This window comes from Streptomyces sp. UC4497 (genome assembly GCF_054871485.1).
This window is the reverse complement of the sequence record NZ_JBTYHB010000023.1, coordinates 40,176-62,521: the sequence shown is the minus strand read 5'-3', so window position 1 is coordinate 62,521 and position 22,346 is coordinate 40,176. Positions and strand designations below refer to the sequence as shown.

The following is a 22,346-nucleotide window of genomic DNA, read 5'->3' as shown; positions in this document are numbered from 1 at the left end:
GACATGATCGACGGAACGACCCCCCATACCCCCCGCGTTTCCAAGGAGTTGCCCGTGAGCGCCGCAGCAGCACTCGACACCTCACCGCTGGACCAGGCCGTCCGCGACCTGCGCGAGCACGCACCGGCCTGGACCGCGACGCCGCTGGACGAGCGCATCGCGCTCCTGGAGCGGACGCTCCCGCGGATCGCCGACGGGGCCGCCGCGATGGTCGCCGACGCGGCCACCGCCAAGGGCTACGCCGAGACCTCGGAGTGGGCCGCCGAGGACTGGATCACCGCGCCGTGGGCCCTCGCCCAGACGATCACCGCCTACCTCCACGTCCTGCGCCGCCTCGCCGCCGGCAAGGAGCCGGTCGACCCCAAGTCCGTGCGCAGCCACGAAGGCCGCACCGTCGTCGACGTCTTCCCGACCCTCGCCTCCGACCGGCTGCTGCTCAACGGCTTCACGGCGCAGGTGTGGACGCTGCCCGGCACCACCCGCGAGCAGGTCCTGGCCCGCGCGGCGGGGGAGTACCGGGGACGCCCCGGCGAGCCGGCCGTCTCCCTCGTCCTCGGCGCGGGGAACGTCGCCTCGATCACGCCGCTCGACATCCTCCAGAAGCTGTACGCGGAGGGCGAGGTCGTCATCGCCAAGATGAACCCCGTCAACGCCTATCTGCGCCCGCACTTCGAGAAGGTCTTCGCCGAGTACGTGGACCGCGGCTGGGTCCGCTTCGTCGACGGCGGCGCCGCCGAGGGCGCCTACCTCACCGGGCACGACGACATCGACACCATCCACGTCACCGGCAGCGAGCGCACCCACGACGCCATCGTGTGGGGCACCGACGAGCAGGCCGACCAGCGCCGAGCCGAGGACGCCCCGCTCATCAGCAAGCCGTTCACCAGCGAACTCGGCGGCGTCAGCCCCTGCATCGTGACGCCGGGCCCGTGGAGCGACGCCGACTTCCGCTTCCAGGCCGAGCACATCGTCACCAGCAAGCTCAACAACTCGGGCCACAACTGCATCGCCACGCAGGTCCTCGTCGTGCCCCGCGAGTGGGACGGCACGGAGAAGCTGCTCGCCGAGGTCCGCAAGGTCCTGGCCGAACTGTCGCCGCGGCCCGACTACTACCCGGGCGCGGCCGACCGCGTCGCCAAGGTCACGGATGCCCACCCGGGGGCCGAGAAGCTCGGCATCGACGACTCGTGCCGCGTCCTCGTCCCCGAGATCGAGGGCATGGACGACGTCATGATCACGGACGAGGTGTTCGCCAGTGCCCTCGGCGTGATCCGCCTCCCGGGCGCCGACGCGCCCCACTTCCTCGCGGCGGCAACGGAGTTCGCCAACGACAAGCTCCCCGGCACCCTTGGCGCCACGCTGCTCGTGCACCCGAAGACGGAGCGCGCCCACTCCGGCGCGGCCGCCGACGCGATCGCCGCGCTGCGCTACGGCACGCTGGGCGTCAACGTCTGGTCGGCCTTCGGCTTCCTGCTCGGCTACACGCCGTGGGGCGCCTTCCCCGGCAACACTCGCAAGGACATCGGCAGCGGCATCGGCTTCGTGCACAACGCGTTCATGCTGGAGGACATCGAGAAGACGGTGGTGCGCGCCCCGTTCGCCCCATCCCCCCGCGGCCTCTTCACCGGCTCCCCGTCCCTGTCCCCGCGCCCGCCGTTCTACGTCACGAACCGCACGGGCCTGACCACCATGAAGCGCCTCACGGCGTACACGACGGCCCCGTCCCCGGCCAAGCTCCCGGGAATCTTCGCGTCGGCACTGCGGGGCTAATTCAAGCCCCTGCGGCGGCTGGGCATTTCAAGTCTCTCCGGCGGCCCAAGGCGGCGGCCGGGCAATTTCAGCCCCGCCGGCGATTGAGGCGCGGGGTCCGGGGCAGAGCCCCGCGGCGTAGGCACGGACCGCCGCAACAAAACTCCGGCCGGTCCACCGTGTGGGGCGGTGGGCCGGCCGGTGACACTCACCCGTTGAGAATCCGCGCCTTCTCCGCAGCGAACTCCTGCTCCGTGAGCAACCCCTGCGCCTTCAACTCCGCAAGCGCCTGAAGCTGCGAAACCCGATCCGTGCCACCGGCGACAGGCGCCGCCTGCTGCATCGGAGGGGGCGGCGCCATCTGCGCCTGCGCGTCCATCTCATGGCGCATGTCACGGTCGGCCATCCTGCGGTTCACCCGACCGGAGACCGCGGAGGCCGTGCCGGAGATGACCGCGGTGCGCGCGATCGTGCCAAGGAGTCCGGGCCGTCCGAATCGTTGCGGCATGCTGACCGTCCTTTTTACGTGTACGTAGGTGTGTCGTCAGGCCGTGGCGAGCGCTTCGATGGCCTCGTCGACGGATTCGCGCGGGATGCGCTCGAGCATCAGCACCTGGCCGTTCGAGTCCCGCACCGCCGCGCCGAGCCGCGCGGCCCAGGTGTTCTCCCAGGCCAGGACGAGCGCGGAGGACGAGGCCGGAAGGTTGTCGGAGACCGTCTTCAGGTCCTCGTCGCTGAGCAGGTCGAACCGTACGTCGGCCACCTGCTGGAACAGCTCGGTGACCTCGGGGTCGCCGAGTTCGACGACATCGACGGACCCGTCGGCCGCCTTACGGATGAAGCACAGGTCGAGGATCCGTACGGTCCCGTCCTTCTGCAGGTCGCGCAGCGCGGGCGCGACATCGCCGCTGAAGTGGTTGCCGTCGAAGGCGATCACGGCGACGTCCACCGGACCGACGGTGTCGGCGTTGAGGCCACTGGCCACGGGCGACCACCTTCCCTAGATTGCCGTATCGGGTAAACCGATCAAATCGGATGAAACGGATACTAGGGCGAGGGTACAGCGGGAGCGAGCCCGGCGGGACCCGCAATACCGGCCATCCGGACGCGGCCGAGCCCGGCCCGTCACCGTGACGGGGCGGCCGGGCCGGAGCGGGGTCGGCTTACTGATGCGACGCGTACGCCGGCTGCGACGACTGCGAGTCCAGGAGTTCGGCGAGGCCCCTGCGGGTGGCGGCGAGGACGACACGGTCGGTGGGCCGCAGCACATAGCCGGGGTCCATCTCCCAGACGGGCCCGGGCCCCGGGTTCGACTCGTCCTCCTCCGGGGCCGCCCCGAGGTCGGTCCGCCGTTCGCCGGGCGCGGTGGAGTCGACGGCGAGCACACGCCAGGCACCGGCCCGGAACGACGCGGCGACCGTACGCCCTTCCAGGTGCGGATGGCCCGCCACGTCCAGCGCGGCGAACAGCAGCACACGGCGCTCGACCGGAATCGCGCCGAGGACCTGCCGCCCCATCATCGCCCCCGCGAAGGCGGGCGCCGCGAGGGTCGTGACGCTGCGGCTGCGGGTGAGGGCGCGCGGGTGGGCGGCGCGCAGCGTGCGGTAGACGGCGGTGGCGAAGGCGTCGTCGTACAGGCGCAGGCTCACCTGGAGGTTCGGCTTGACCGAGCGGGCGTAGAGCGCGGCCTCGAGGTTGGTGGTGTCGAGGCTGGTGAGGGCGAGGAAGGCGTGCGACCTGGACACCTTGGCGGCCTCCAGGACGCCCTCGTCGCGTACGTCGCCGATGACCGTCGGCACGCGCAGCCTGCGGGCGAGCGGGATGCCGCGGGCCTCCGGGTTCTCCTCCACGCACACGACGGGGACGCCGAGTTCGTGCAGCCGGGCCAGGACGCGGGTGCCGATCTTGCCGAGGCCGAGCAGGACGATGTGCCCGGAAAGGCCGCGCGGCGGGCGGCGCAGCGCGGAGGCGGTGCGGAAGGTGCCCATCGCCTCCAGGACCGCGGCCATGAGCACGGGCAGCAGCAGCAACCCGGCGAATCCGGTGAGGAGTTGGATGATCTGCCGGGCCGCGGGCTCGCCGATCGCCGGCTCGTCGATGGCGAACAGGTCGAGCATGGTGAGATAACCGGCCCGCCACGGGTTCGACTCGGTCGTCGCCCAGGTGGCGAGCGCGAGACCGAGCACGCACACCACGAGCACGGCCAGGGACCAGCGCACCCGGCGCGAGAACAGCGAGCCGAGCGGCAGCGCCCGCGCGGCGAGGCGCCGCGGCGGCAGCGCGGGTTCCGTCGGGGTGACGGTGTCGAGGACGACGCTGCCGCGCCCGACCGCTGCCGCGATCTCCCGGTCGTCCGGCAGCAGCAGTGGCTCCTCCTGGCCCGAGGTGTCCGAACCCTCCGTGTCCGACGGGTCGTTGTTCGACGAGGAGAGGATCGCGAGCGTGCACAGGCCGGGGGCGGCGGCCCGGCCCCGGCCGCGCGGGGCGCGCTCGATCGCGCGCAGCAGCAGCCCGTCGGCCTGCACGACCTTGCCGGTGCCCGCCACGGCGGTCGCGGCGAGCGCGGGCGCCGCCGTGTCCGCGTCGGACAGGATGGTGGTGGACGTGTCGAGGCCCTCCGCGGCGAGGTCCGGCTGCGCCAGCACGGCCGCCTGGTCGAGGAGTTGGGCCAGGTGCTGGCCGAGCTTGCGGTCGAAGAGCCGGATGACGAGGCGCAGTCGGGGGTTGAGGCGGCGGGCCGCCAGCGCGGCGCGGATATTGGTCTCGTCGTCGTCGTGCACCAGGGCCAGCGCGTCCGCCCGCGCCACGCCCGCCTCCGTCAGCGCGTCCTCGCTGAGCACCGCGGCCTCCATGACGCGCGGTGCTTGACCGGCGAGCGAGTCGTCGTCGGACGGCGCGAGCCGGCCCATCGCGGCCTGCACCCGGCTCAGCAGCGCGGCGGCCCGCATCCGGCCGCCGCCCTGCGCGGGTTCGCCCGCCGTGCGCGTCGACGGTACGACGATGGTGACCTGGGCGCGGTACAGCTCGCGCAGTTCGGTGCCGAGCCGTTCGGCCAACGCGTCGTCGCCGCACACGACCATGTGCCGGGGCAGGGGCGTCTGTTGGGACTGCTCGGGGTCTTCGGGCTGCTGGGGCTGGTGGGGAAGTGACACCGTGTCATGGTGCGTGTTCGATGTGTGTGACGTCCACCGACCTCGGGGTCGACCACGTGAAAAACCGGTGGCGGCCGCATGGGGGCCGTGGTTATCGTCGTCGGCGTTGGGGTGGCCGCTGCCACCGTGGAGTGCGCGCCGAGTGCGTGATCGAGGAGGTGTCGACCGATGGCTGTCGTTGCGAAGGGCGCTGCCCGCATCCGGAAGCTCATCAAGTCCACCTCTGTGGCCACCGGCTGACCTCACCCTTTTTCTCTGCATTACCTGCGCCGGGGCCACCCTCTGAAGGGTCACCCCTTGTCTTCCATCTCTTCTGGTTCCAGTACTTCTGGCTCCACTTCTTCTGGTTCCCCTGCTTCAGGTGGCACTGCCACCGCCGCTCTCGACGCGTACGGCTGGGACGCCGACTGGGCGGACATGTTCGCCTCCTACGCCGAGCGCGGCCTCGTGCCCGGCCGGGTGCTGCGCGTCGACCGCGGGCGGTGCGACCTCGTCACGCCGGAAGGGGTCGTGCACGCCGACACCGAGTACGTCGTGCCCCGCGACCCCATGAAGGTCATCTGCACGGGCGACTGGGCCGCCGTCGACCCGGCGGGCGCCGACCCCCGCTACGTACAGGCGTATCTGCCGCGCCGGACCGCCTTCGTGCGCTCAACGTCCTCGAAGCGGTCCGAGGGGCAGATCCTCGCCGCGAACGTCGACCACGCGATCATCGCGGTCTCCCTCGCGGCCGAGCTCGACCTCGGGCGGATCGAACGGTTCCTCGCCCTGGCCTGGGAATCGGGCGCGCAGCCCCTGGTCGTCCTCACCAAGGCCGACCTCGTGCCGGACCCGGTCGGCCTGTCGTACCTCGTCTCGGACGTCGAGACGACCGCGCCCGGCGTGCAGGTGCTGCCCGTCAGCGCGCACGACGGGAACGGTACGGAGGTGCTGCGGGCGGTCGTCGCCGACGGTACGTCCGTGCTGCTCGGCCAGTCGGGGGCCGGGAAGTCGACGCTGGCCAACGCGTTGATGGGCGAGGACGTGATGGACGTCCGGGCCGTCCGCGACATGGACGGCAAGGGCCGTCACACCACGACCACCCGGAACCTGTTCGCCCTGCCGGGCGGCGGCGTGCTCATCGATACGCCGGGGCTGCGCGGGGTCGGCCTGTACGACGCGGAAAGCGGCGTCGGGCAGGTCTTCGCGGAGATCGCGGCGCTGGCGGAGGACTGCCGGTTCCACGACTGCGCGCACACGGTCGAGCCGGGGTGTGCGGTGCTGGCGGCGTTGGAGGACGGTTCGCTGCACCAGCGCCGCCTCGACAGCTACCGCAAGCTGCTGCGTGAGAACGAGCGGCTCGCGGCGCGGACGGATGCGAGGTTGCGGGCGGACATGCGGAAGGTGTGGAAGCAGCGGGGGGCGGAGGGCCGTGCGGCGCTTGAGGCGAAACGGGGCCACCTCCGTTAACCGTCCGGCCTGCACCGGGGGCGCGGTCTCGGGGCTCTGCCCCGGACCCCGCCCGCTCTCGTCCCGAGCGGGGCTTGATTCGCGCACCCGCTGCCCGGGGCGCATCGGGTGGCTGCCACCCGCCTTGGGCAATCTGCCGCCTTGGGCGGCAGGGTGGGCAAGGCGGCCCCCGGTGCCGCGCAAGCAGGCCGGGTGGCCGCCGCCCCGGGGTTCCGGCCTCGGGGCTCTGCCCCGGACCCCGCCGGCTCTCGTCCAAGAGCGGGGCTGGATTTGGGCACCCGCCGCCGGGTGCTTGATTTGCTTGCCGACCGCGGAGGCTTGATGGGTAGCTTCGCGTCCGATTCCCGCCAGCCGGGTGGCACGGCTCGCGGGACACTGGATGCGTGATGACCGACGAAGACACGCGCTACGAAGCCGTCCGCAGCCGCGACGCGCGGTTCGACGGGGAGTTCTTCTTCGCCGTCGAGACCACGGGGATCTACTGCCGGCCGAGCTGCCCCGCGGTCACCCCGAAGCGGCACAACGTCCGCTACTACGCCACCGCCGCCGCGGCCCAGGGCTCGGGCTTCCGGGCCTGCCGCCGCTGCCGCCCCGACGCGGTGCCGGGCTCGGCCGACTGGAACGTACGCGCCGACGTCGTGGGCCGCGCGATGCGGCTCATCGGCGACGGCATCGTCGACCGCGAGGGCGTCGGTGGGCTCGCCACCCGGCTCGGCTACAGCGCCCGCCAGGTGCAGCGCCAGCTCACCGCCGAGCTGGGCGCCGGCCCGGTCGCACTCGCCCGAGCCCAGCGCGCCCACACCGCACGCGTGCTGCTGCAGACGACCCCGCTCCCGGTCACCGAGATCGCGTTCGCGGCCGGGTTCGCGAGCGTCAGGCAGTTCAACGACACGATCCGCGAGGTGTACGCCCGCACCCCCACGCAGCTGCGCGCCGAGGCGCCGGACAAGCGGCGCGCCGTGGCACCCGCCGCCGGCATCCCGCTGCGCCTCGCCCATCGCGGCGCGTATCAGGCCGGCCCCGTCTTCGACCTGCTGGGTTCCGAACTCCTCGATGGAGTCGAGGAGTTGACCGGTCGGCCCGGCGCGCGCACCTTCCGGCGCGCGCTGCGGCTCCCGTACGGCACCGGTGTCGTACGCGTCGACGAGACCACGCACGACCAGCCCGGCGCGCAGGCCGAGAACCGGGGTGGCTGGCTGGACGCACGTCTCCAGCTGACCGATCTGCGCGACCTGACCACCGCCGTCGGCCGCCTGCGCCGCCTCTTCGACCTCGACGCCGACCCGTATGCGATCGACGAGCGGCTCGCCCTCGACCCGCGACTTGCCCCGCTGGTCGCCGCCCGGCCGGGGCTGCGCTCGCCGGGCGCCGCAGACCCCGACGAACTGGCGCTGCGCCTGGTCGCAGGGCCGGTCGAGGCCGCGCGGCTCGTCGAGCGGTACGGCAAGCGGCTCGACGCGCCCAGTGGCAGCGTCGACCGGCTGTTCCCCGCGCCGGGTGAGCTGGCGGACGAGCCGGGCACGCTCGGCGCGCTCGCCCGCGCCCTGCACATCGGCGCGCTCCGCCTCGACCCGGGCGCCGACCGCGACGGCGCCGAAGCGACGCTGCGCACGCTGCCCGGCATGTCCCCGCGCACGGCCGCCCTGATCCGCCTGCGTGCCCTGGGCGACCCGGACGTGGGTGTGCCAGAGGAAGACGACTCCATGACCACTGACGCGTGGCGCCCCTGGCGCTCGTACGCGCGCCAACACCTCACCGCAGAAGGACAGTTGTGAGTAACAACACCAGCCCCAGCACCGAACTCCGCACGACCTACTACACGACCCTGGCCAGCCCGCTCGGCGAGCTCCTGCTCACCGCCGACTCCTCCGGCGCCCTCACCTCCCTCTCCGTGCCCGAGCAAAAGGGCGGCCGTGTGGTCAGTGTGGGGTGGGTGCGCGACCCCGCCCGGTTCGCCGATGCCGAGCGGCAGCTCGCCGCGTACTTCGCCGGTGAACTCAAGGAATTCGAGCTGGAGTTGAAGCCCGAGGGCACCGAGTTCCGGCGCCGGGTCTGGGACGCGCTCGACGACGTGCCGTACGGGGCCACCACCACGTACGGCGAAGTGGCCGCCCGCATCGGCGCCTCGCGCGCCGCCGTCCGGGCCGTCGGTGGCGCGGTCGGCGCCAACCCGCTGCTGATCGTGCGCCCCTGCCACCGAGTGATCGGCGCGGACGGCACACTGACCGGTTACGCGGGCGGCCTGGAACGCAAGGTCGAACTGCTCACACTGGAGGGCTCCCTCTGAGCGGAGGAGGTGCGGCGACCCGGACGGTCTCCTCCTCCGGAGACCTACGCCCCCGGGCCGAGCGCGACCGCCGCCGTGTACCCCTCGGGCACCGGCACGTCGCGCAGCGACCAGCCGTCCGGGGCGCCGGGGGAGTCGGCCAGGGCGCCCACGTAATCGCGGTCGGTGCCGCGCGAAAGCCCCGTGCCGAGCCCCTTCAGGTAGGCCTCCTTGCGGACCCAGGCGCGGGCGACGGCGAACCGGCGCTCCTCCGATCCCGCGAGCGCCGCCAGCTCCGCGCGCTCACGCGGGTGCAGCACCGCCGTGAGCTCCTCGGCGACCTCGGCCGAAGGCAACTCCTCCACATCGGCGCCGACCGGCGCGGGGGCCAGCGCCACCAGGGCGAGGTCACCGCTGTGGGAGAGGGAGAAGTGCGGTCCCGGGGCGTCCGCGAGGGCCGGCCGGCCGTGCGGCCCCCCGCAGCCGGGGCAGGCCAGACGCGTGAACCGTACGTCGCCGGGGGCGCGCCCGAGCCGTTCGCCCAGGATGCCGCGGAGCGCCAGGTGCGCGGCGACGTACCGCACCCGATGCCGGTCAAACCGAAAGGCGGCGGCCCTCCGCGCCTCCTCGGTGTCGAGGACACCGGCGCCGTCCCCCGGCGGAGCGCTCCCCGGGCCCGTCGTGACAAGCCACAGCCGAACCGGCCCGGCAGCGGGCAACTCCCGTACGTCGTCCACGCCAGCCCCCTCGCCCATCCTTACGCGTCGCGCTTCGCGCGGCTCCGCCAGCGCACGATCACATACGCCACGAGCGCGATCACCGCCGCACCGAGCACCACCTTCGAGAGCACCCCGACGTACCGCTCCACGAGATCCCACTGATCGCCCAGCCAGTACCCGGCCAGGATCAGGGCCGCGTTCCAGATCAGTGAGCCGATCGCGGTGAGCGTGAGGAACACCGGCAGGCGCATCCGCTCCACGCCCGCCGGGATCGAGATCAGGCTGCGGAAGATCGGCACCATTCTGCCGAGCAGCACCGCCTTCGTGCCGTGCCGCTGGAACCAGGCCTCCGTCTTCTCCAGGTCGGAGACCTTCACCAGCGGAATCCGGCCCCACAGCGCGTACATCCGCTCGCGGCCGATGACCCGGCCGATCCAGTAGAGGACCGCCGCGCCGACGACCGAGCCGAGCGTCGTCCATACGACGGCCGAGACGAGCGTGATCGTGCCCATGCTCGCGGCGAAACCGGTGAGCGGCAGGATGACCTCGCTCGGCAGCGGCGGGAAGAGGTTCTCCAGGGCGATCAGGAGACCGGCGCCGGGGCCGCCGAGCGTGCCGATGAGGTCGGCCGCCCAGCCGGCCAGGCCGCCGGTGGGCTCCGCCGCGGCGGCCAGGTTCAGGGAGTGCATGCGAGGTCTGTCTCTCCAGTGTGGACGGACTCCCGAGGGTAATCGTTTGGCAAAGTGGCAGGGGACTCACCCCCAGATGACCGCGCCCAACCACGCCCCCACGATCAACAGGCACGCGAACAGTTCCGCCAGCACGCTGGAGCCGCCCGCCCGCATCGCCGTGCGTGTCGACGCGAGGGCGTCGCCGTGGCCTCCGAGCCGGAGCCGTTCCGATACGTAGATCCCGCCCATGAAACCCGGCACGGCCCCGACCACAGGCACCACGCAGAATCCGATCACCGCGCCCGCGCCTGCCCAGAACTCCAGGCGGCGGGTGGCGCCCGCTTGGCGGAGGCGGCGTGGTGGCAGTTGCCAGCGCAGGACCTGGGAGGCCAGCAGGACGGCGGTGGCGCCGACGAGGACACCCCAGGCCAGCCCGTTCGGGTCCCGCAGCGCCCAGACGGCGACCGCGGCCCACACGAGCCAGGACCCGGGTACGCCCGGCACCAGCACCCCGCACAGGCCCAGCACCATCACGGCGCCGACCAGGAGGAGTTCCCACGCTCCCATGTGCACAGGGTCCCCCACGTGCGGCGAAAGCGCAGGTCAACGGAGTCTCAATGAGGAAACAGAGGGCTCAGCGGGCTCAGAGGGGTCAGCGGGCCACCCAGCCCCGTTCGTACGCATGCCACCCGAGTTGCAGTCGCGTCGTCACGCCCGCCAGCTCCATCAGGCGTTTCACCCGCCGCTGCACCGTCCTGAGCCCCAGGTCCAGCTGCTTGGCCACGCTCGCGTCGGTCAGGCCGGCGAGCAGCAGCGAGAGGATCTCCAGGTCGAGGCCGTCGGGGCCCTCCGTGCCGGCCTCCGTCACCTCGCCCGCCGCCCCGAGGCGCAGCGGCAGCGCCTGCCGCCATACCGCCTCGAAGAGTCCGCTCAGCGTCTCGAGCAGTCCGCTCGCGTGCACCACGAGCGCGGCGGGCTCGGCGGCGTGCCGGGTCAGCGGCACCATGGCGAGCGTCCCGTCGGCGATCACCAGCTTCGTCGGCACCCGGTCCACGACCCGCACCTGCTCGTCCCTGCCGATCGCCGCCGACAGCTCGGTCAGCCCGGCCGGCATGGCAAGCACCTCGCGTTCGAGGACGACGCGGTAGCCGACGCCCCGGCTGACGGCCTGCTCCTCCGCGTCGTTCTCCGTGGCAGGCACCGCGATCGGGTTGCCGGTGACCAGCGCGCACACCTCCTCGGTCGCGCCGAGCTGGATCTGCAGGAACCGCTGGGCCGCGGCCGCCGCCCCGGTCACCACCTCGACCAGGTCGTGCGCGGCGGGCTCGGTGGCCTGCGCCCGGAACTCCGCGGCGAGCCGGGCCGCCGCCAGCTCCGCCTCGTCCAGCTCGTGCCGCCGCTGGGTGAGCAGCGCGCCGAGCGCGACCCCCGGCGGCGCCGCGACCCAGCGGCCGGGGCGCGCCGAGGACTGGGCGGCGAGCCCGTGCTGCTCCAGGCGGCGCAGCGCGTGCTCGGTCTCGTGCTCGGCGCGGGTGAGCCGCCGTGCCAGGTCGGGGACGTCGGCCGCGCCCACCGCGACGAGCGCCCGGTAGGCCGCCTCGTGCCCCTCGTCCAGACCTATCGCGTGCAGCATGCGGCGATCCCCTCCCCGGTGAACCGTTCCAACACCTCCCCCGTGGCGGGAAACGGCCACGGCACATTCCCGCCGCACCCATCTTCCCTGTACCGGCCATCACTCTGCCAATGTGGCGCCACCGCAGCACCAACACCCGCCGGGAATACGGCCTTTGGCCCGTATTGACCCGCGCTTCTACTTGGGGAGAGCGATGCGCCCGATATCGCGTGCGGCCCTGGGCACGGCGACCGCCGTCGTCCTGGGCATCACGGTGGCCGTCCCGTCCGGGGCCCTGGAGGGGAGGACCCCGGACGGCGGCCGGCCGCTCGTCGGCAGCCCCGCGGCCGCTGCCAAGAACTCCGCTGCCAAGAGCTCCGCGGTCACGGTCACGCTGGTCACAGGCGACCGCGTCGTCGTCACCACCGACGCCGAAGGACGCGCCACGGCGGCGGCGCTGCCCGCCGCCGACGGCAGCACCCCGCTGCTCCAGACCAGGCAGTCGGGCAAGGACCTGTACGTCTACCCGGACAGCGCCGCGAAGGCGCTCGCCGCGGGCCGCGTCGACGAGGAACTCTTCAACGTCACCGGCCTGATCCGGCAGGGCTACGACGACCGGCACAGCGCGACGCTGCCGCTCATCGCCACCTACGACAAGTCCGTCGACGTGGCCCGCAGCGCTCCCGTCGCACCGCGCGGCGCACAGCGCGGCCTCGTCCTCGACCCGGTCGACGGCGTCGCGTTGAAGGCCGACAAGAAGAAGGCCGCCGACTTCTGGGACGACATCTCAAGTCCCCGCTCCCGCGCGGCCGGTGACCTGAAGAAGCTGTGGCTCGACGCCAAGGTCGAGTCGCTGCTCGCCGACTCCACGAAGCAGGTGCGCGCCGACGAGGCGTGGGCCGCGGGCTACGACGGCAAGGGCACCAAGGTCGCCGTCCTCGACACCGGCGTCGACACCGAACACCCCGACCTCAAGGGCCGCGTCGCCGAGTCGAAGAACTTCACCGACTCCGCCGACGCCGACGACCACCAGGGCCACGGCACCCACACCACGTCCACGGTCGGCGGCTCCGGCGCGGCGAGCGGCGGCAAGGAGCAGGGCGTCGCCCCGGGCGCCACCCTGCTCAACGGCAAGGTCCTCAATGACGGTGGCTCCGGCGCCACTTCATGGATCATCGCCGGCATGCAGTGGGCCGTCGACCAGAAGGCCGACGTGGTGTCCATGTCGCTGGGCAACCCGGACGAGCTGGACTGCTCCGACCCCATGTCGCAGGCCACGCAGGAACTCGCGCGGTCCTCGAAGGACACGCTCTTCGTCATCGCGGCGGGCAACTCCGGGCCGAGCCTCAACACGGTCTCCTCGCCGGGCTGCGTGCCCGAGGTCCTCACCGTCGGCGCCGTCGACAGCGACGACGAGACCGCGAGCTTCTCCAGCCGCAGCCCCGTGCGGCGCACGCACACCCTCAAGCCCGAGATCGCGGCACCGGGCGTCGCCATCAAGGCGGCGGCCGCGGGCGGCCGGGGCGTGTACGCGTACCAGTCCATGAGCGGTACGTCGATGGCGACACCGCACGTCGCGGGCGCCGCCGCGCTCGTCAAGCAGCGCCACCCCGACTGGACGGCGCAGAAGATCAAGCAGGCGCTCGTCGCGTCCGCCGACGCCGACATCCCCGGTGACGTCCGGGAGGCCGGCGGCGGCCGGCTCGACGTGAAGGCCGCCGTCGACCAGAAGGTCCTCGGCGCGGGCGCCGTGCAGGGCGGCACCTTCAACTGGCCGCAGGACAGCAGCGACCGCACCACCGTCCAGGTGCCGTACACCAACACCACTGACAAACCAGTGAAGTTGAGCCTCGACGTCGACGGTGTCACCGGCAACGACGGCTCCGCCGTGAAGTCCGCGGTCGCCCGGCTCGGCGTCCGGACGGTCACCGTCCCGGCGGGCGGCACCGCCCAGGTCCCGCTGACCGTCGACCCGACCGCACACCTCAAGAAGGCCCAGTACGGCGACGTCACGGGCCGCGTCCTCGCCACGGGGCCCGGCGGCGCGCACCTCAGCACCCCGTTCTCCCTGTACGTCCAGCCGGAGACCATCACCCTGCGCGTCAAGGTCGTCGACCGTCAGGGGAATCCGGCCACCGCCGGGTCCTCGCTCGACCTCGTCGGCACCGACGATGCGTCCGGTGAGCGGCGCGTCAACGACGGCGCCGCCGACCAGACGTACCAGGTCAGACCCGGTGCGTACGCCCTGTCCGCGTTCGTCGCGACGCCGGAGACCGAGGGCACGCTGATCGCGTCCGCGACGTTCCTGGGGCGTCCGCAGCTGAACCTCACCAAGGACACCACCGTCGTCCTCGACGCCCGCAAGGCCCACAGGCTGAGCGTGAAGACGGACCGGGAGAGCGAGGTGCGCGGCGCCACCCTGGGGTTCGCCCGCACCTTCGGTGAGGACAACTGGCTGCACGCGGCGAGCATTCAGGGTTCGCGCACCGTGCGCGGCTACTACGCCGACGTCCAGGGTGAAGTCCGCGACGGCGACTTCGAGTTCGACAGCTTCTGGCGTGCGGCCGCCCCGCAGATCAGCGAGTTCGGTGTGGTCGACGGGCCCGCGCTGCACCCGGTGACCGGCTCCACGAACTCCTCGAACCTCGACGGTACGGGGACCTCCGAGATCGTCTCGGCGGGTGCCGGAACGGCCGATGAACTGGCCGCCGCCAAGGGCAAGTTGGCGTTGGTGAAGCTGCCCGAGGGTGGCTCCGCGAGCGCGGTCGCGCAGGCCGCGATCAAGGCGGGCGTCAAGGGGGTCGTCCTGTATCGAGAGGCCGCGGGCCGCTGGTACCCGGCGGTCGGCTTCGTCGGCGCGGCGATCCCTATGCTCGGCCTTGAGAAGGCGGAGGGTGCGGCGCTCGCGGAGCGGATCGCGGCCGGGAGCACGACACTCCGCTGGAAGGCGACGGCTAAGAGCCCGTACGTCTACACGCTCGCGTTCCCCGAGACCGGGCAGATCCGCGACGACCGCGGCTACCGGGTGTCGGACCGGAACCTCGCCACGAACAAGGCCACGTACAAGGCGATGGGCGCGGCCACGGACTACGTCGACCTGCCGTCGGTGTCCCGCCCGAACGGCCTGACCACCTCCTTCGGGGACTTCGCCCTGGTCGCAGCGCCGTCCACCCGCACCGAGCTGTACTCGCCCGGCGCGACCGGCTACGGCCACCAGGTGTCCAGCAGCTTCCCGTGGGGCGAGTTCATGATCGACCCGGTGCGGACGTACGAGAAGGGCGAGAAGCGCGCCGAGGAGTGGTACGGCGGCGCGATGGCTCCCACTACGCCGCTCGATGCCTCCGGCAAGCAGACGCTCGCCGCGGAACGCCAGGGCAATCTGATCGGTGTCGCCCCCGGATTCTGGGGCGACGGCGAACACCAGGGGGTCCAGGGCTCGTTCGGCGACATCGGCAACGTCGAGCTGAAGCGGAACGGGGAGAGCCTCGGCTCCACCGGCTGGCCGTACGGCGTCTTCACGGTCCCGTCCGAGGACGCGGCGTACGAACTGACCCTCAACACGATGAAGCTGAACGGCGGCAAGGTCTGGCTACGTTCCCCGCAGACCACGACGACATGGTCGTTCCGCTCGCACGAGGAGGAGAACACGTACTCGCAGGGCATCCCGCTGCTCTTCCCGCGGATGACGTTCCCCGAGGACGACATGAAGACCCTCGCGGCGCGGGACGGCCAGAAGATTGACCTGTCGGCAACGGGGCACGCGGGTTACGAGCCGGGCGCGCTGACGAAGGCGGCACTCTCGTACTCGTACGACGGCGGGGAGACCTGGACGGAGGCGAAGACCTCGAAGCGGGACGGCAAGTGGACGGCGGCGGTCGACCACGAGGGTGCCTCCGGCAAGCAGGTCACCCTGAAGGTCCAACTGGCCGACACGAAGGGGAACTCGGTCACGCAGACGGTGAATAGAGCGTACGACGTGCGTTAGTTCGGACGCTCACCCGATCCGGTCCGCCGGGTGGTCCTCCCGTGGGGGGTGGGGCCGCCCGGCGGGCCCATTTCGGTGGGCTTTTCCCGATGCCCCGTTTTCGTACGGCCCGTGCCGTGGACAATGAGGGCATGAGCCAGCAGGGGGAGAGGCCCACCGGTCACCCGGCCCAAGGGGACGACTGGTGGGGGAAGTTGTACGACAACGAGGCCGCCGCCGAGGACACCGGGCCGACCCCGACCCCGGACACCCTGGACGACCGCTTCACCTCGGCCGGAGCGGTCGCGTCCCCGCACTCTCCGCCGCCCTCGGCGGTACCGGAGCCCCGCCACGCCCCGTACCCGGAGACACACCACGTCTGGACCACCCCACCAGTCCCGGACGAACCCGGCGCCGACGCACCCGAGGCGGAACCACCGCCACCTCCGGAAGTCGCGCCGCCCCTGCCGGAGGCTCCGCCCCCGCCCGAAGCCGCGCCACCCCTGCCGGACACGCCTCAGTCCGCAACCGTCCCGCCCCTGCCCGAAGCGCCTCCCCCTCCACCGGAAGCACCCCGCGTAGAAGCCCCACCGGCCCCTCTGGCCCCACCGGAGGCACCCCCACTCCCGCCGGAGGCCCCTCGCGCCGAAGAGATCCACCCGGCCCCGCCCCACGCCGCCCCCGTCATCTACGTAGGCGACGGTCCGCCCACCTACGATGCGGAGCCCAGCGCGCTTCCCCTCGCCGATCCGGAGGATCTGGACGATCTCGTCGCGGACACCGTGCTCGACGGGGCGCGGTGCGGGGTGTCGACCTTGCGGGCCGTGTCCGTGCGGGGGGATTCCGCGCGGTACCGGGGCGAGCTGCGGCGCGACAGTCTGCTCACCGCGCGGTTCGGGACGGGGGCGACCGCGCTGATTCTCGTCGCGATGGCCACCGGCGCCCGCGCCACGCCCGGCGCGCACCGGGCCGCCGCCGAGGTCTGCGAGTGGATCGGGCGGGCCGTCGGGCTCAGCCACACGCGGCTCGCGGAGGACGTGCGGGCGGGCCGCAGGGGCGACCTGAAGTCCGGCCTGCACCGGCTCACCGACCGCAGCCTCGGCAAGCTGCGGGCCGGCGCCACCGAACAGGGCCTCGACCCGGAGCAGTACGCCGCGACGCTGCGCTGCCTGCTGCTGCCCGCCGACCCGGCATGCCGCACCCGCGTGTTCTTCGGCGTCGGCGAGGGCGGACTCTTCCGGCTGCGGGACGGCGAGTGGCGGGACATAGAGCCGAGCATCGCCGAGCAGAGCGGCGCACCCGTCGTCGGCTTCGGTTCGACGCCGCCCGCCGAGCCCCCGGACGCCGACCGGCTCACGATGGACCTCAACATCACGACACCCCCGAGCCCCTACGAACCCGCGCCCCCGCCACCCCGCGACGCCTTCCGGTTCCGCGCCTCCGTCGCCCGACCGGGGGACACGCTGCTGCTCTGCTCGCCGGGCCTCGCCGAACCGTTCCGCGGCGAGCCGGATCTCGCCCGCCACCTGGCGAACAGGTGGGCGGACGCCGATCCTCCGGGCCTCGCCACGTTCCTCGCGGACACCCAGGTCCGGGTGAAGGGATACGCCGACGACCGAACGGCCGCGGCCGTCTGGGAGGCGTGAGCACGCCCCGTATGAATTCATGGAACCCGGAAGAGCTGAGAAGCAACGCGGAGACCGGGTTCCGAAAGGGCGCGTGAGTCATGGCCAAGCAGAACGTCGCCGAGCAGTTCGTCGACATCCTCGTCCGCGCGGGCGTCGAGCGCATGTACGGAGTCGTGGGCGACAGCCTCAACCCGGTCGTCGACGCGATCCGGCGCAACGACGCGATCGACTGGGTCCACGTACGGCACGAGGAGACCGCCGCCTTCGCCGCGGGCGCGGAAGCGCAGGTCACGGGGAAGCTGACCGCGTGCGCCGGCTCCTGCGGGCCCGGCAATCTGCACCTCATCAACGGGCTCTACGACGCCCACCGCTCGATGGCCCCGGTCCTCGCCCTCGCCTCGCACATCCCGTCCAGCGAGATCGGCCTCGGCTTCTTCCAGGAGACCCACCCCGACCGGCTGTTCTCCGAGTGCTCGCACTACAGCGAGATGATCTCCAGCCCGAAGCAGATGCCGCGCGTCCTGCAGACCGCCATCCAGAACGCCGTCGGCCAGTCCGGCGTCAGCGTCGTGACCCTCCCCGGTGACGTCGCCGACGAGGCCGCGCCCGAGAAGTCCATCGAGACCGCGATCGTCACCTCCCGGCCGAGCATCCGCCCCGGCGACGCCGAGATCGACAAGCTGGTCGAGCTGATCGACGAGGCCGGAAAGGTCACCCTGTTCTGCGGCAGCGGCACCGCGGGCGCGCACGCCGAGGTCATGGAGTTCGCCGAGAAGATCAAGTCGCCGGTCGGACATGCTTTGCGTGGAAAAGAGTGGATTCAGTACGACAATCCCTACGACGTCGGCATGAGTGGCCTGCTCGGGTACGGCGCCGCGTACGAGGCCACCCACGAGTGCGACCTCCTGATCCTGCTCGGCACCGACTTCCCGTACAACGCCTTCCTGCCGCAGAAGGACGTCAAGATCGTCCAGGTCGACGTGCGGCCCGAGCACCTCGGCAGGCGTTCGAAGCTGGACCTCGCGGTCTGGGGTGACGTACGCGAGACGCTGCGCTGCCTCACGCCGCGCGTGAAGCCCAAGTCGAACCGCAAGTTCCTCGACCGGATGCTGAAGAAGCACGCCGACGCGCTCGAAGGCGTCGTGAAGGCGTACACCCGCAAGGTCGAGAAGCACACCCCCATCCATCCCGAGTACGTCGCCTCCGTCGTCGACGAACTCGCCGCCGAGGACGCCGTGTTCACGGTCGACACCGGCATGTGCAACGTCTGGGCGGCCCGCTACATCTCGCCCAACGGGCGGCGCCGCGTCATTGGTTCGTTCTCGCACGGCTCGATGGCGAACGCGCTGCCGATGGCGATCGGCGCCCAGTTCACCGACCGGAACCGGCAGGTCGTCTCGATGTCGGGCGACGGCGGGTTCTCGATGCTGATGGGCGACTTCCTCACCCTCGTCCAGTACGACCTGCCGGTGAAGGTCGTCCTCTTCAACAACTCCTCTTTGGGAATGGTCGAGTTGGAGATGCTGGTGGCCGGGCTCCCCTCGTACGGGACGACCAACAAGAACCCCGACTTCGCCGCGATCGCCCGCGCCGCCGGTGCCTATGGCGTCCGCGTCGAGAAGCCGAAGCAGCTCGAGGGCGCGCTCAAGGACGCGTTCAAGCACAAGGGGCCGGCGCTGGTCGATGTCGTCACCGATCCCAACGCGCTGTCCATCCCGCCGAAGATCAGCGCCGAGATGGTCACGGGCTTCGCCCTCTCCGCCTCGAAGATCGTCCTCGACGGCGGAGTGGGCCGGATGGTGCAGATGGCCCGCTCCAACCTCCGCAACATGCCACGCCCGTAGGGCTTCCGCGTCACACCGGCCGCAGCCGAAGCGTCAGGATCTGGAACGGGCGCAGGGACAGGGCGAGGCCGGCGTCCGAGGTGTCGGCCGCGCGCAGCGGCCGCTCCAGGAGGTCCGTCTCGTCCGCGCCCGCCACCGGGAACGCCGCCGTGAGCATCGCGTTCGCGCGCCCGCCCCGCGACTCGTAGAGCCGCACCACGACATCCCCGCTGCGGTCCTCCGCGAGCTTCACGGACTCCACCGTGACCGCCGGGTTGTCGACCGTGACCAGCGGCGTCACGGCCGGGGCGGGCGCGATCCGCAGCGGCAGGTTCAGGGCGAGCCCCTCCGCCACCGCGTCGCCGGTGCTCGCGCCCGGCAGCAGCGCGTACGTGAAGCGGTGCGTGCCCAGGTCCGTCTCCGGGTCGGGGGAGTGCGGGGCGCGCAGGAGCGTGAGGCGGACCGTGGTGCCGAGGCCCTCGTCGTGCGCGGCGCGCGTCACGTCGTGGCCGTACGTGGAGTCGTTGAGCAGCGCGACCCCGTAGCCCTCCTCCGCGACCCGCAGCCAGCGGTGCGCGCAGATCTCGTAACGGGCCGCGTCCCAGCCGGTGTTGGCGTGCGTGGGCCGGTTGACGTGGCCGAACTGGATCTCGGCCGACGACCGCTCCGCGTGCACGTCCAGCGGGAACGCCGCCTTCAGGACCTTCTCCGACTCCTGCCAGTCGATGTCCGTGACGACGTCGAGGCGGCGGCTGTCCGCGGCGAGCCGGTACTCCTGCGTGATCCGGGACTTGCCGAAGTGGCGGGTGACGCGCACGGAGACCCGCAGCGGGCCCTCCTCGACCAGCTCCACCGACTCGGCCTGGGTGAGGTCGGTGCGGGTGTGCCGGTAGTGGGCGTCCAGGTCCCAGGCGTCGTACTGGGTGGGGTGGTCGGGGTGGAGTTGCAGCAGGTTCCCGCGGCTGCCGGGAGCGAGCGTCTCGCGGCCGCCGTCCCTCAAGTCCCTTACGGAGGTGAGGAGTCCGTCGCTGTCGATCGTCACCGTGAGGTGTTCGTTGGCGAGGACGATCGAGTCCGTCTCCCGCGTCGCCGCCGCGTGCGCGCCGGGCCCGTGGGTCTGTCCGGCGGTCTCGGTGAGGGAGCGGGCGCCGAGTCCGTCGACGTACACATGCGTCAACTGTCCGTCGTGGGCGACGACTTCACTGCGCGGGTACGGCGAGGCGTTCAGTGCGGAGGGCGCGGACCCGCCGAGGCGGTGTACGGCTCCGGTCGTGATGTCGTCCAGTTCCGCGAGCACCTGGGCGTAGGTCTCCCGGGCCTCCCGGTGGACCCAGGCGATCGACGAACCCGGCAGGATGTCGTGGAACTGGTGCAGCAGCACCGTCTTCCAGATCCGGTCGAGGGCGTCGTACGGATAGGCGTAGTCCGCGTCGTGCAGGGCGGCGGCCGTGCACCACAACTCGGCCTCGCGCAGGGCGTGTTCGGAGCGGCGGTTGCCCTGCTTCGTCTTCGCCTGCGTGGTGTACGTGGCGCGGTGCATCTCCAGATACAGCTCGCCGGACCAGACGGGGGCCCGCTCCCCGTACTCCTCGTGCGCGGCCTCGAAGAACGCGGCGGGCTTCTCGATGTCGACGCGCGGCGAGCCCTCCAGTGAGCGCAGCCGACGCGCCTTCTCCAGCATCTCGCGGGTCGGGCCGCCCCCACCGTCGCCCCAGCCGAACGGGACGAGGGAGCGGGACGCGCCGCCCTTCTCCGCGAAGTTCCGCTCCGCGCGCGCCAGTTCGCTCGCGTGGAACTGTGCGTTGTAGGTGTCGACGGGCGGGAAGTGGGTGAACACCCGCGTGCCGTCGATGCCCTCCCACCAGAACGTGTGGTGCGGCATCTTGTTCGTCTGGTTCCAGCTCAGCTTCTGCGTCAGGAACCACTTGGCGCCCGCGAGCTTCGCCAACTGCGGGAAGGCGGCCGTGTATCCGAAGGAGTCCGGCAGCCAGATCTCCTCCGTCTCCACGCCCAGCTCGTCCTGGAAGAACCGCTTGCCGTGGACCAGTTGGCGGGCGAGGGCCTCGCCGCCGGGCATGTTGGCGTCCGACTCCACCCACATCGAGCCGACCGGGGACCAGTTCCCGTCCGCGACCGCCCTCTTGATGCGCTCCCAGATGTGCGGCTGGTGCTCCTTCACCCACGCGTACTGCTGCGCCTGTGAGCAGGCGAAGACCAGCTCCGGGTAGTCGCGGGCCAGCGCCGTGACGTTCGCGAACGTGCGCGAGGCCTTGCGGACCGTCTCGCGCAGCGGCCACAGCCACGCCGAGTCGATGTGCGCGTGCCCGGCCGCCGAGACCCGGTGCGCGCTCGCGTGCGCGGGCCGGGACAGGACCTCGGCCAGCTCGGCGCGGGCCGCCGACGCGGTGCCGGGGACATCGTGCAGATCGAGGGCGTCCAGCATCCGCTCCAGAGCGCGCAGGATGTCGTGCCGCCTGGCCCGGTCCGCGTCCAGCTCGTGCATCAGCTCCGAGAGCACCTCGACGTCCAGGACGAGATGCCAGACCTCCTCGTCGAGTACGGCCAGATCGGCAGAGCGGAATCGGTAGTTGGGGCGATCCCCTGCGGTCAGTACGTCGCCGAGGAAGGTGGGCTCGAAGTCCCGCAGCACCGTCGGATTCGCCGCCGCCTCGAGGAGCAGATGCACCGGCTCCCCGCCGGCCGCGCGCGCCGCGATCGTCAGATGCCGGTTGCGCGGGTGGATGCCCTTGAGGGGTACACCCGACGCGTCGTACAGCAGCCCCTCCGCCTGGAAGCCGGGCCCCTGCCCGGAGAATCCGGGGTCGACGACCGCCTCGACGCGGCGCCCCTCCCACTCCTCGGGCACCCGCCCCTGAAGGCGGAACCAACTCGTCGACCACGGCTTTCCCCACGCGGTGCCGGTCTCGAAGGGCTCGTACGTGCCGTCCAGGGCCTCGGCCACCGGAACCGGTTCCCCCGGCGCGTGCCAGACGCTCATGCTCAGCGGTACCCGCGCCCCGTACTGCGCGGGCCGCACGAATTGGCGCATCGCGCGGTCGAGTCGGCCTTCCACGAGGTGTCGGTCGTCGTGCACGGCGTCTCCTTCGGTGCTCCTGCGGGTGCTGTTCGGTGCTCGTACTGTGCCGGTCCCCGGCGGCGTCCCCACGCTTCCCTACCCGGCGCGGCGCCGGACACCCCGGCAAGTGGTGGACCAATCAACAAGCGTGCCGATCAGGCAGCGGGGCATTCATCCCCGTGTACGCGTTCGAGAGCAGGCCGAGCGGCAGGAGGCCGGAGCGAGGAAGGCATCGAG

Annotated in this window: 15 protein-coding genes; 7 read left to right on the top strand and 8 right to left on the bottom strand. The window is 72.1% G+C overall.

Annotation, left to right across the window (positions count from 1 at the left end; genetic code table 11):
* Positions 1–54: 54 nt before the first annotated feature.
* Positions 55–1,770: an aldehyde dehydrogenase family protein gene (locus tag ACYSUO_RS27725; protein ID WP_461778961.1), complete on the top strand. Its 1,716-nt coding sequence runs from the start codon at positions 55–57 to the stop codon at positions 1,768–1,770.
* A 187-nt stretch (positions 1,771–1,957) separates the two neighbouring features.
* On the opposite strand, the gene ACYSUO_RS27720 is transcribed toward ACYSUO_RS27725, so the two are convergent.
* The 3 genes from ACYSUO_RS27720 to ACYSUO_RS27710 form a co-directional block, all read right to left on the bottom strand.
* Complete coding sequence (locus tag ACYSUO_RS27720; RefSeq protein WP_461778960.1) at positions 1,958–2,257, bottom strand: SHOCT domain-containing protein; 300 nt, start codon at positions 2,255–2,257, stop codon at positions 1,958–1,960.
* A 36-nt stretch (positions 2,258–2,293) separates the two neighbouring features.
* Positions 2,294–2,734 carry a DUF6325 family protein gene (locus ACYSUO_RS27715; RefSeq protein WP_327660946.1) on the bottom strand — a complete coding sequence of 147 codons (441 nt, stop codon included), beginning with the start codon at positions 2,732–2,734 and terminating at the stop codon, positions 2,294–2,296.
* A gap of 178 nt (positions 2,735–2,912) precedes the next feature.
* Entirely contained in the window at positions 2,913–4,829 is a 1,917-nt protein-coding gene (locus ACYSUO_RS27710) for a potassium channel family protein (protein ID WP_461779024.1), read from the bottom strand.
* A gap of 378 nt (positions 4,830–5,207) precedes the next feature.
* Here ACYSUO_RS27710 and rsgA point away from each other — a divergent pair, with 378 nt between their 5' ends.
* The 3 genes from rsgA (at position 5,208) to ACYSUO_RS27695 (ending at position 8,637) form a co-directional block, all read left to right on the top strand.
* Positions 5,208–6,350: a ribosome small subunit-dependent GTPase A gene (gene rsgA, locus ACYSUO_RS27705; RefSeq protein WP_461779023.1), complete on the top strand. Its 1,143-nt coding sequence runs from the start codon at positions 5,208–5,210 to the stop codon at positions 6,348–6,350.
* A gap of 386 nt (positions 6,351–6,736) precedes the next feature.
* Positions 6,737–8,125 carry a bifunctional transcriptional activator/DNA repair enzyme AdaA gene (locus tag ACYSUO_RS27700; RefSeq protein WP_461779022.1) on the top strand — a complete coding sequence of 463 codons (1,389 nt, stop codon included), beginning with the start codon at positions 6,737–6,739 and terminating at the stop codon, positions 8,123–8,125.
* On the top strand, positions 8,122–8,637 hold the full coding sequence (locus ACYSUO_RS27695; protein WP_461778959.1) for a methylated-DNA--[protein]-cysteine S-methyltransferase: 516 nt from the start codon (positions 8,122–8,124) through the stop codon (positions 8,635–8,637). The genes ACYSUO_RS27700 and ACYSUO_RS27695 overlap by 4 nt, the downstream gene beginning before the upstream one ends.
* A 44-nt stretch (positions 8,638–8,681) precedes the next feature.
* On the opposite strand, the gene ACYSUO_RS27690 is transcribed toward ACYSUO_RS27695, so the two are convergent.
* From ACYSUO_RS27690 to ACYSUO_RS27675, 4 genes are all read right to left on the bottom strand, one after another.
* Positions 8,682–9,353 (bottom strand): 4'-phosphopantetheinyl transferase family protein, encoded by a 672-nt coding sequence (locus ACYSUO_RS27690; protein ID WP_461778958.1) that lies wholly within the window; start codon positions 9,351–9,353, stop codon positions 8,682–8,684.
* A 20-nt stretch (positions 9,354–9,373) separates the two neighbouring features.
* Positions 9,374–10,024: a DedA family protein gene (locus ACYSUO_RS27685; protein ID WP_461778957.1), complete on the bottom strand. Its 651-nt coding sequence runs from the start codon at positions 10,022–10,024 to the stop codon at positions 9,374–9,376.
* Between the two features lie 66 nt (positions 10,025–10,090).
* The gene (locus ACYSUO_RS27680) at positions 10,091–10,573 is read right to left on the bottom strand and encodes a DUF456 domain-containing protein (RefSeq protein ID WP_426899559.1); all 483 of its coding nucleotides are present in this window, start codon (positions 10,571–10,573) and stop codon (positions 10,091–10,093) included.
* Between the two features lie 85 nt (positions 10,574–10,658).
* Positions 10,659–11,639 carry a helix-turn-helix transcriptional regulator gene (locus tag ACYSUO_RS27675; RefSeq protein ID WP_461778956.1) on the bottom strand — a complete coding sequence of 327 codons (981 nt, stop codon included), beginning with the start codon at positions 11,637–11,639 and terminating at the stop codon, positions 10,659–10,661.
* Between the two features lie 193 nt (positions 11,640–11,832).
* Here ACYSUO_RS27675 and ACYSUO_RS27670 point away from each other — a divergent pair, with 193 nt between their 5' ends.
* The 3 genes from ACYSUO_RS27670 to ACYSUO_RS27660 all read left to right on the top strand — a co-directional run bounded on the left by ACYSUO_RS27670 (position 11,833) and on the right by ACYSUO_RS27660 (position 19,054).
* Positions 11,833–15,603 carry a S8 family peptidase gene (locus tag ACYSUO_RS27670; RefSeq protein ID WP_461778955.1) on the top strand — a complete coding sequence of 1,257 codons (3,771 nt, stop codon included), beginning with the start codon at positions 11,833–11,835 and terminating at the stop codon, positions 15,601–15,603.
* 131 nt (positions 15,604–15,734) lie between these two features.
* Complete coding sequence (locus tag ACYSUO_RS27665; protein WP_461778954.1) at positions 15,735–17,228, top strand: protein phosphatase 2C domain-containing protein; 1,494 nt, start codon at positions 15,735–15,737, stop codon at positions 17,226–17,228.
* An 80-nt stretch (positions 17,229–17,308) separates the two neighbouring features.
* The gene (locus ACYSUO_RS27660; protein ID WP_461778953.1) at positions 17,309–19,054 is read left to right on the top strand and encodes a pyruvate dehydrogenase; all 1,746 of its coding nucleotides are present in this window, start codon (positions 17,309–17,311) and stop codon (positions 19,052–19,054) included.
* A 10-nt stretch (positions 19,055–19,064) separates the two neighbouring features.
* On the opposite strand, the gene ACYSUO_RS27655 is transcribed toward ACYSUO_RS27660, so the two are convergent.
* Complete coding sequence (locus tag ACYSUO_RS27655; protein ID WP_461778952.1) at positions 19,065–22,127, bottom strand: alpha-mannosidase; 3,063 nt, start codon at positions 22,125–22,127, stop codon at positions 19,065–19,067.
* Positions 22,128–22,346 lie beyond the last annotated feature (219 nt).

What these genes read in the sequence shown, in the direction of transcription:
- ACYSUO_RS27710 (WP_461779024.1), bottom strand. Translation starts at nt 4,829, where the DNA reads ATGGTCGTGTGCGGCGACGACGCGTTGGCCGAACGGCTCGGCACCGAA.
- ACYSUO_RS27670 (WP_461778955.1), top strand. Translation starts at nt 11,833, where the DNA reads ATGCGCCCGATATCGCGTGCGGCCCTGGGCACGGCGACCGCCGTCGTC.
- ACYSUO_RS27665 (WP_461778954.1), top strand. Translation starts at nt 15,735, where the DNA reads ATGAGCCAGCAGGGGGAGAGGCCCACCGGTCACCCGGCCCAAGGGGAC.
- ACYSUO_RS27720 (WP_461778960.1), bottom strand. Translation starts at nt 2,257, where the DNA reads ATGCCGCAACGATTCGGACGGCCCGGACTCCTTGGCACGATCGCGCGC.
- ACYSUO_RS27700 (WP_461779022.1), top strand. Translation starts at nt 6,737, where the DNA reads ATGACCGACGAAGACACGCGCTACGAAGCCGTCCGCAGCCGCGACGCG.
- ACYSUO_RS27675 (WP_461778956.1), bottom strand. Translation starts at nt 11,639, where the DNA reads ATGCTGCACGCGATAGGTCTGGACGAGGGGCACGAGGCGGCCTACCGG.
- ACYSUO_RS27660 (WP_461778953.1), top strand. Translation starts at nt 17,309, where the DNA reads ATGGCCAAGCAGAACGTCGCCGAGCAGTTCGTCGACATCCTCGTCCGC.
- ACYSUO_RS27680 (WP_426899559.1), bottom strand. Translation starts at nt 10,573, where the DNA reads ATGGGAGCGTGGGAACTCCTCCTGGTCGGCGCCGTGATGGTGCTGGGC.
- ACYSUO_RS27685 (WP_461778957.1), bottom strand. Translation starts at nt 10,024, where the DNA reads ATGCACTCCCTGAACCTGGCCGCCGCGGCGGAGCCCACCGGCGGCCTG.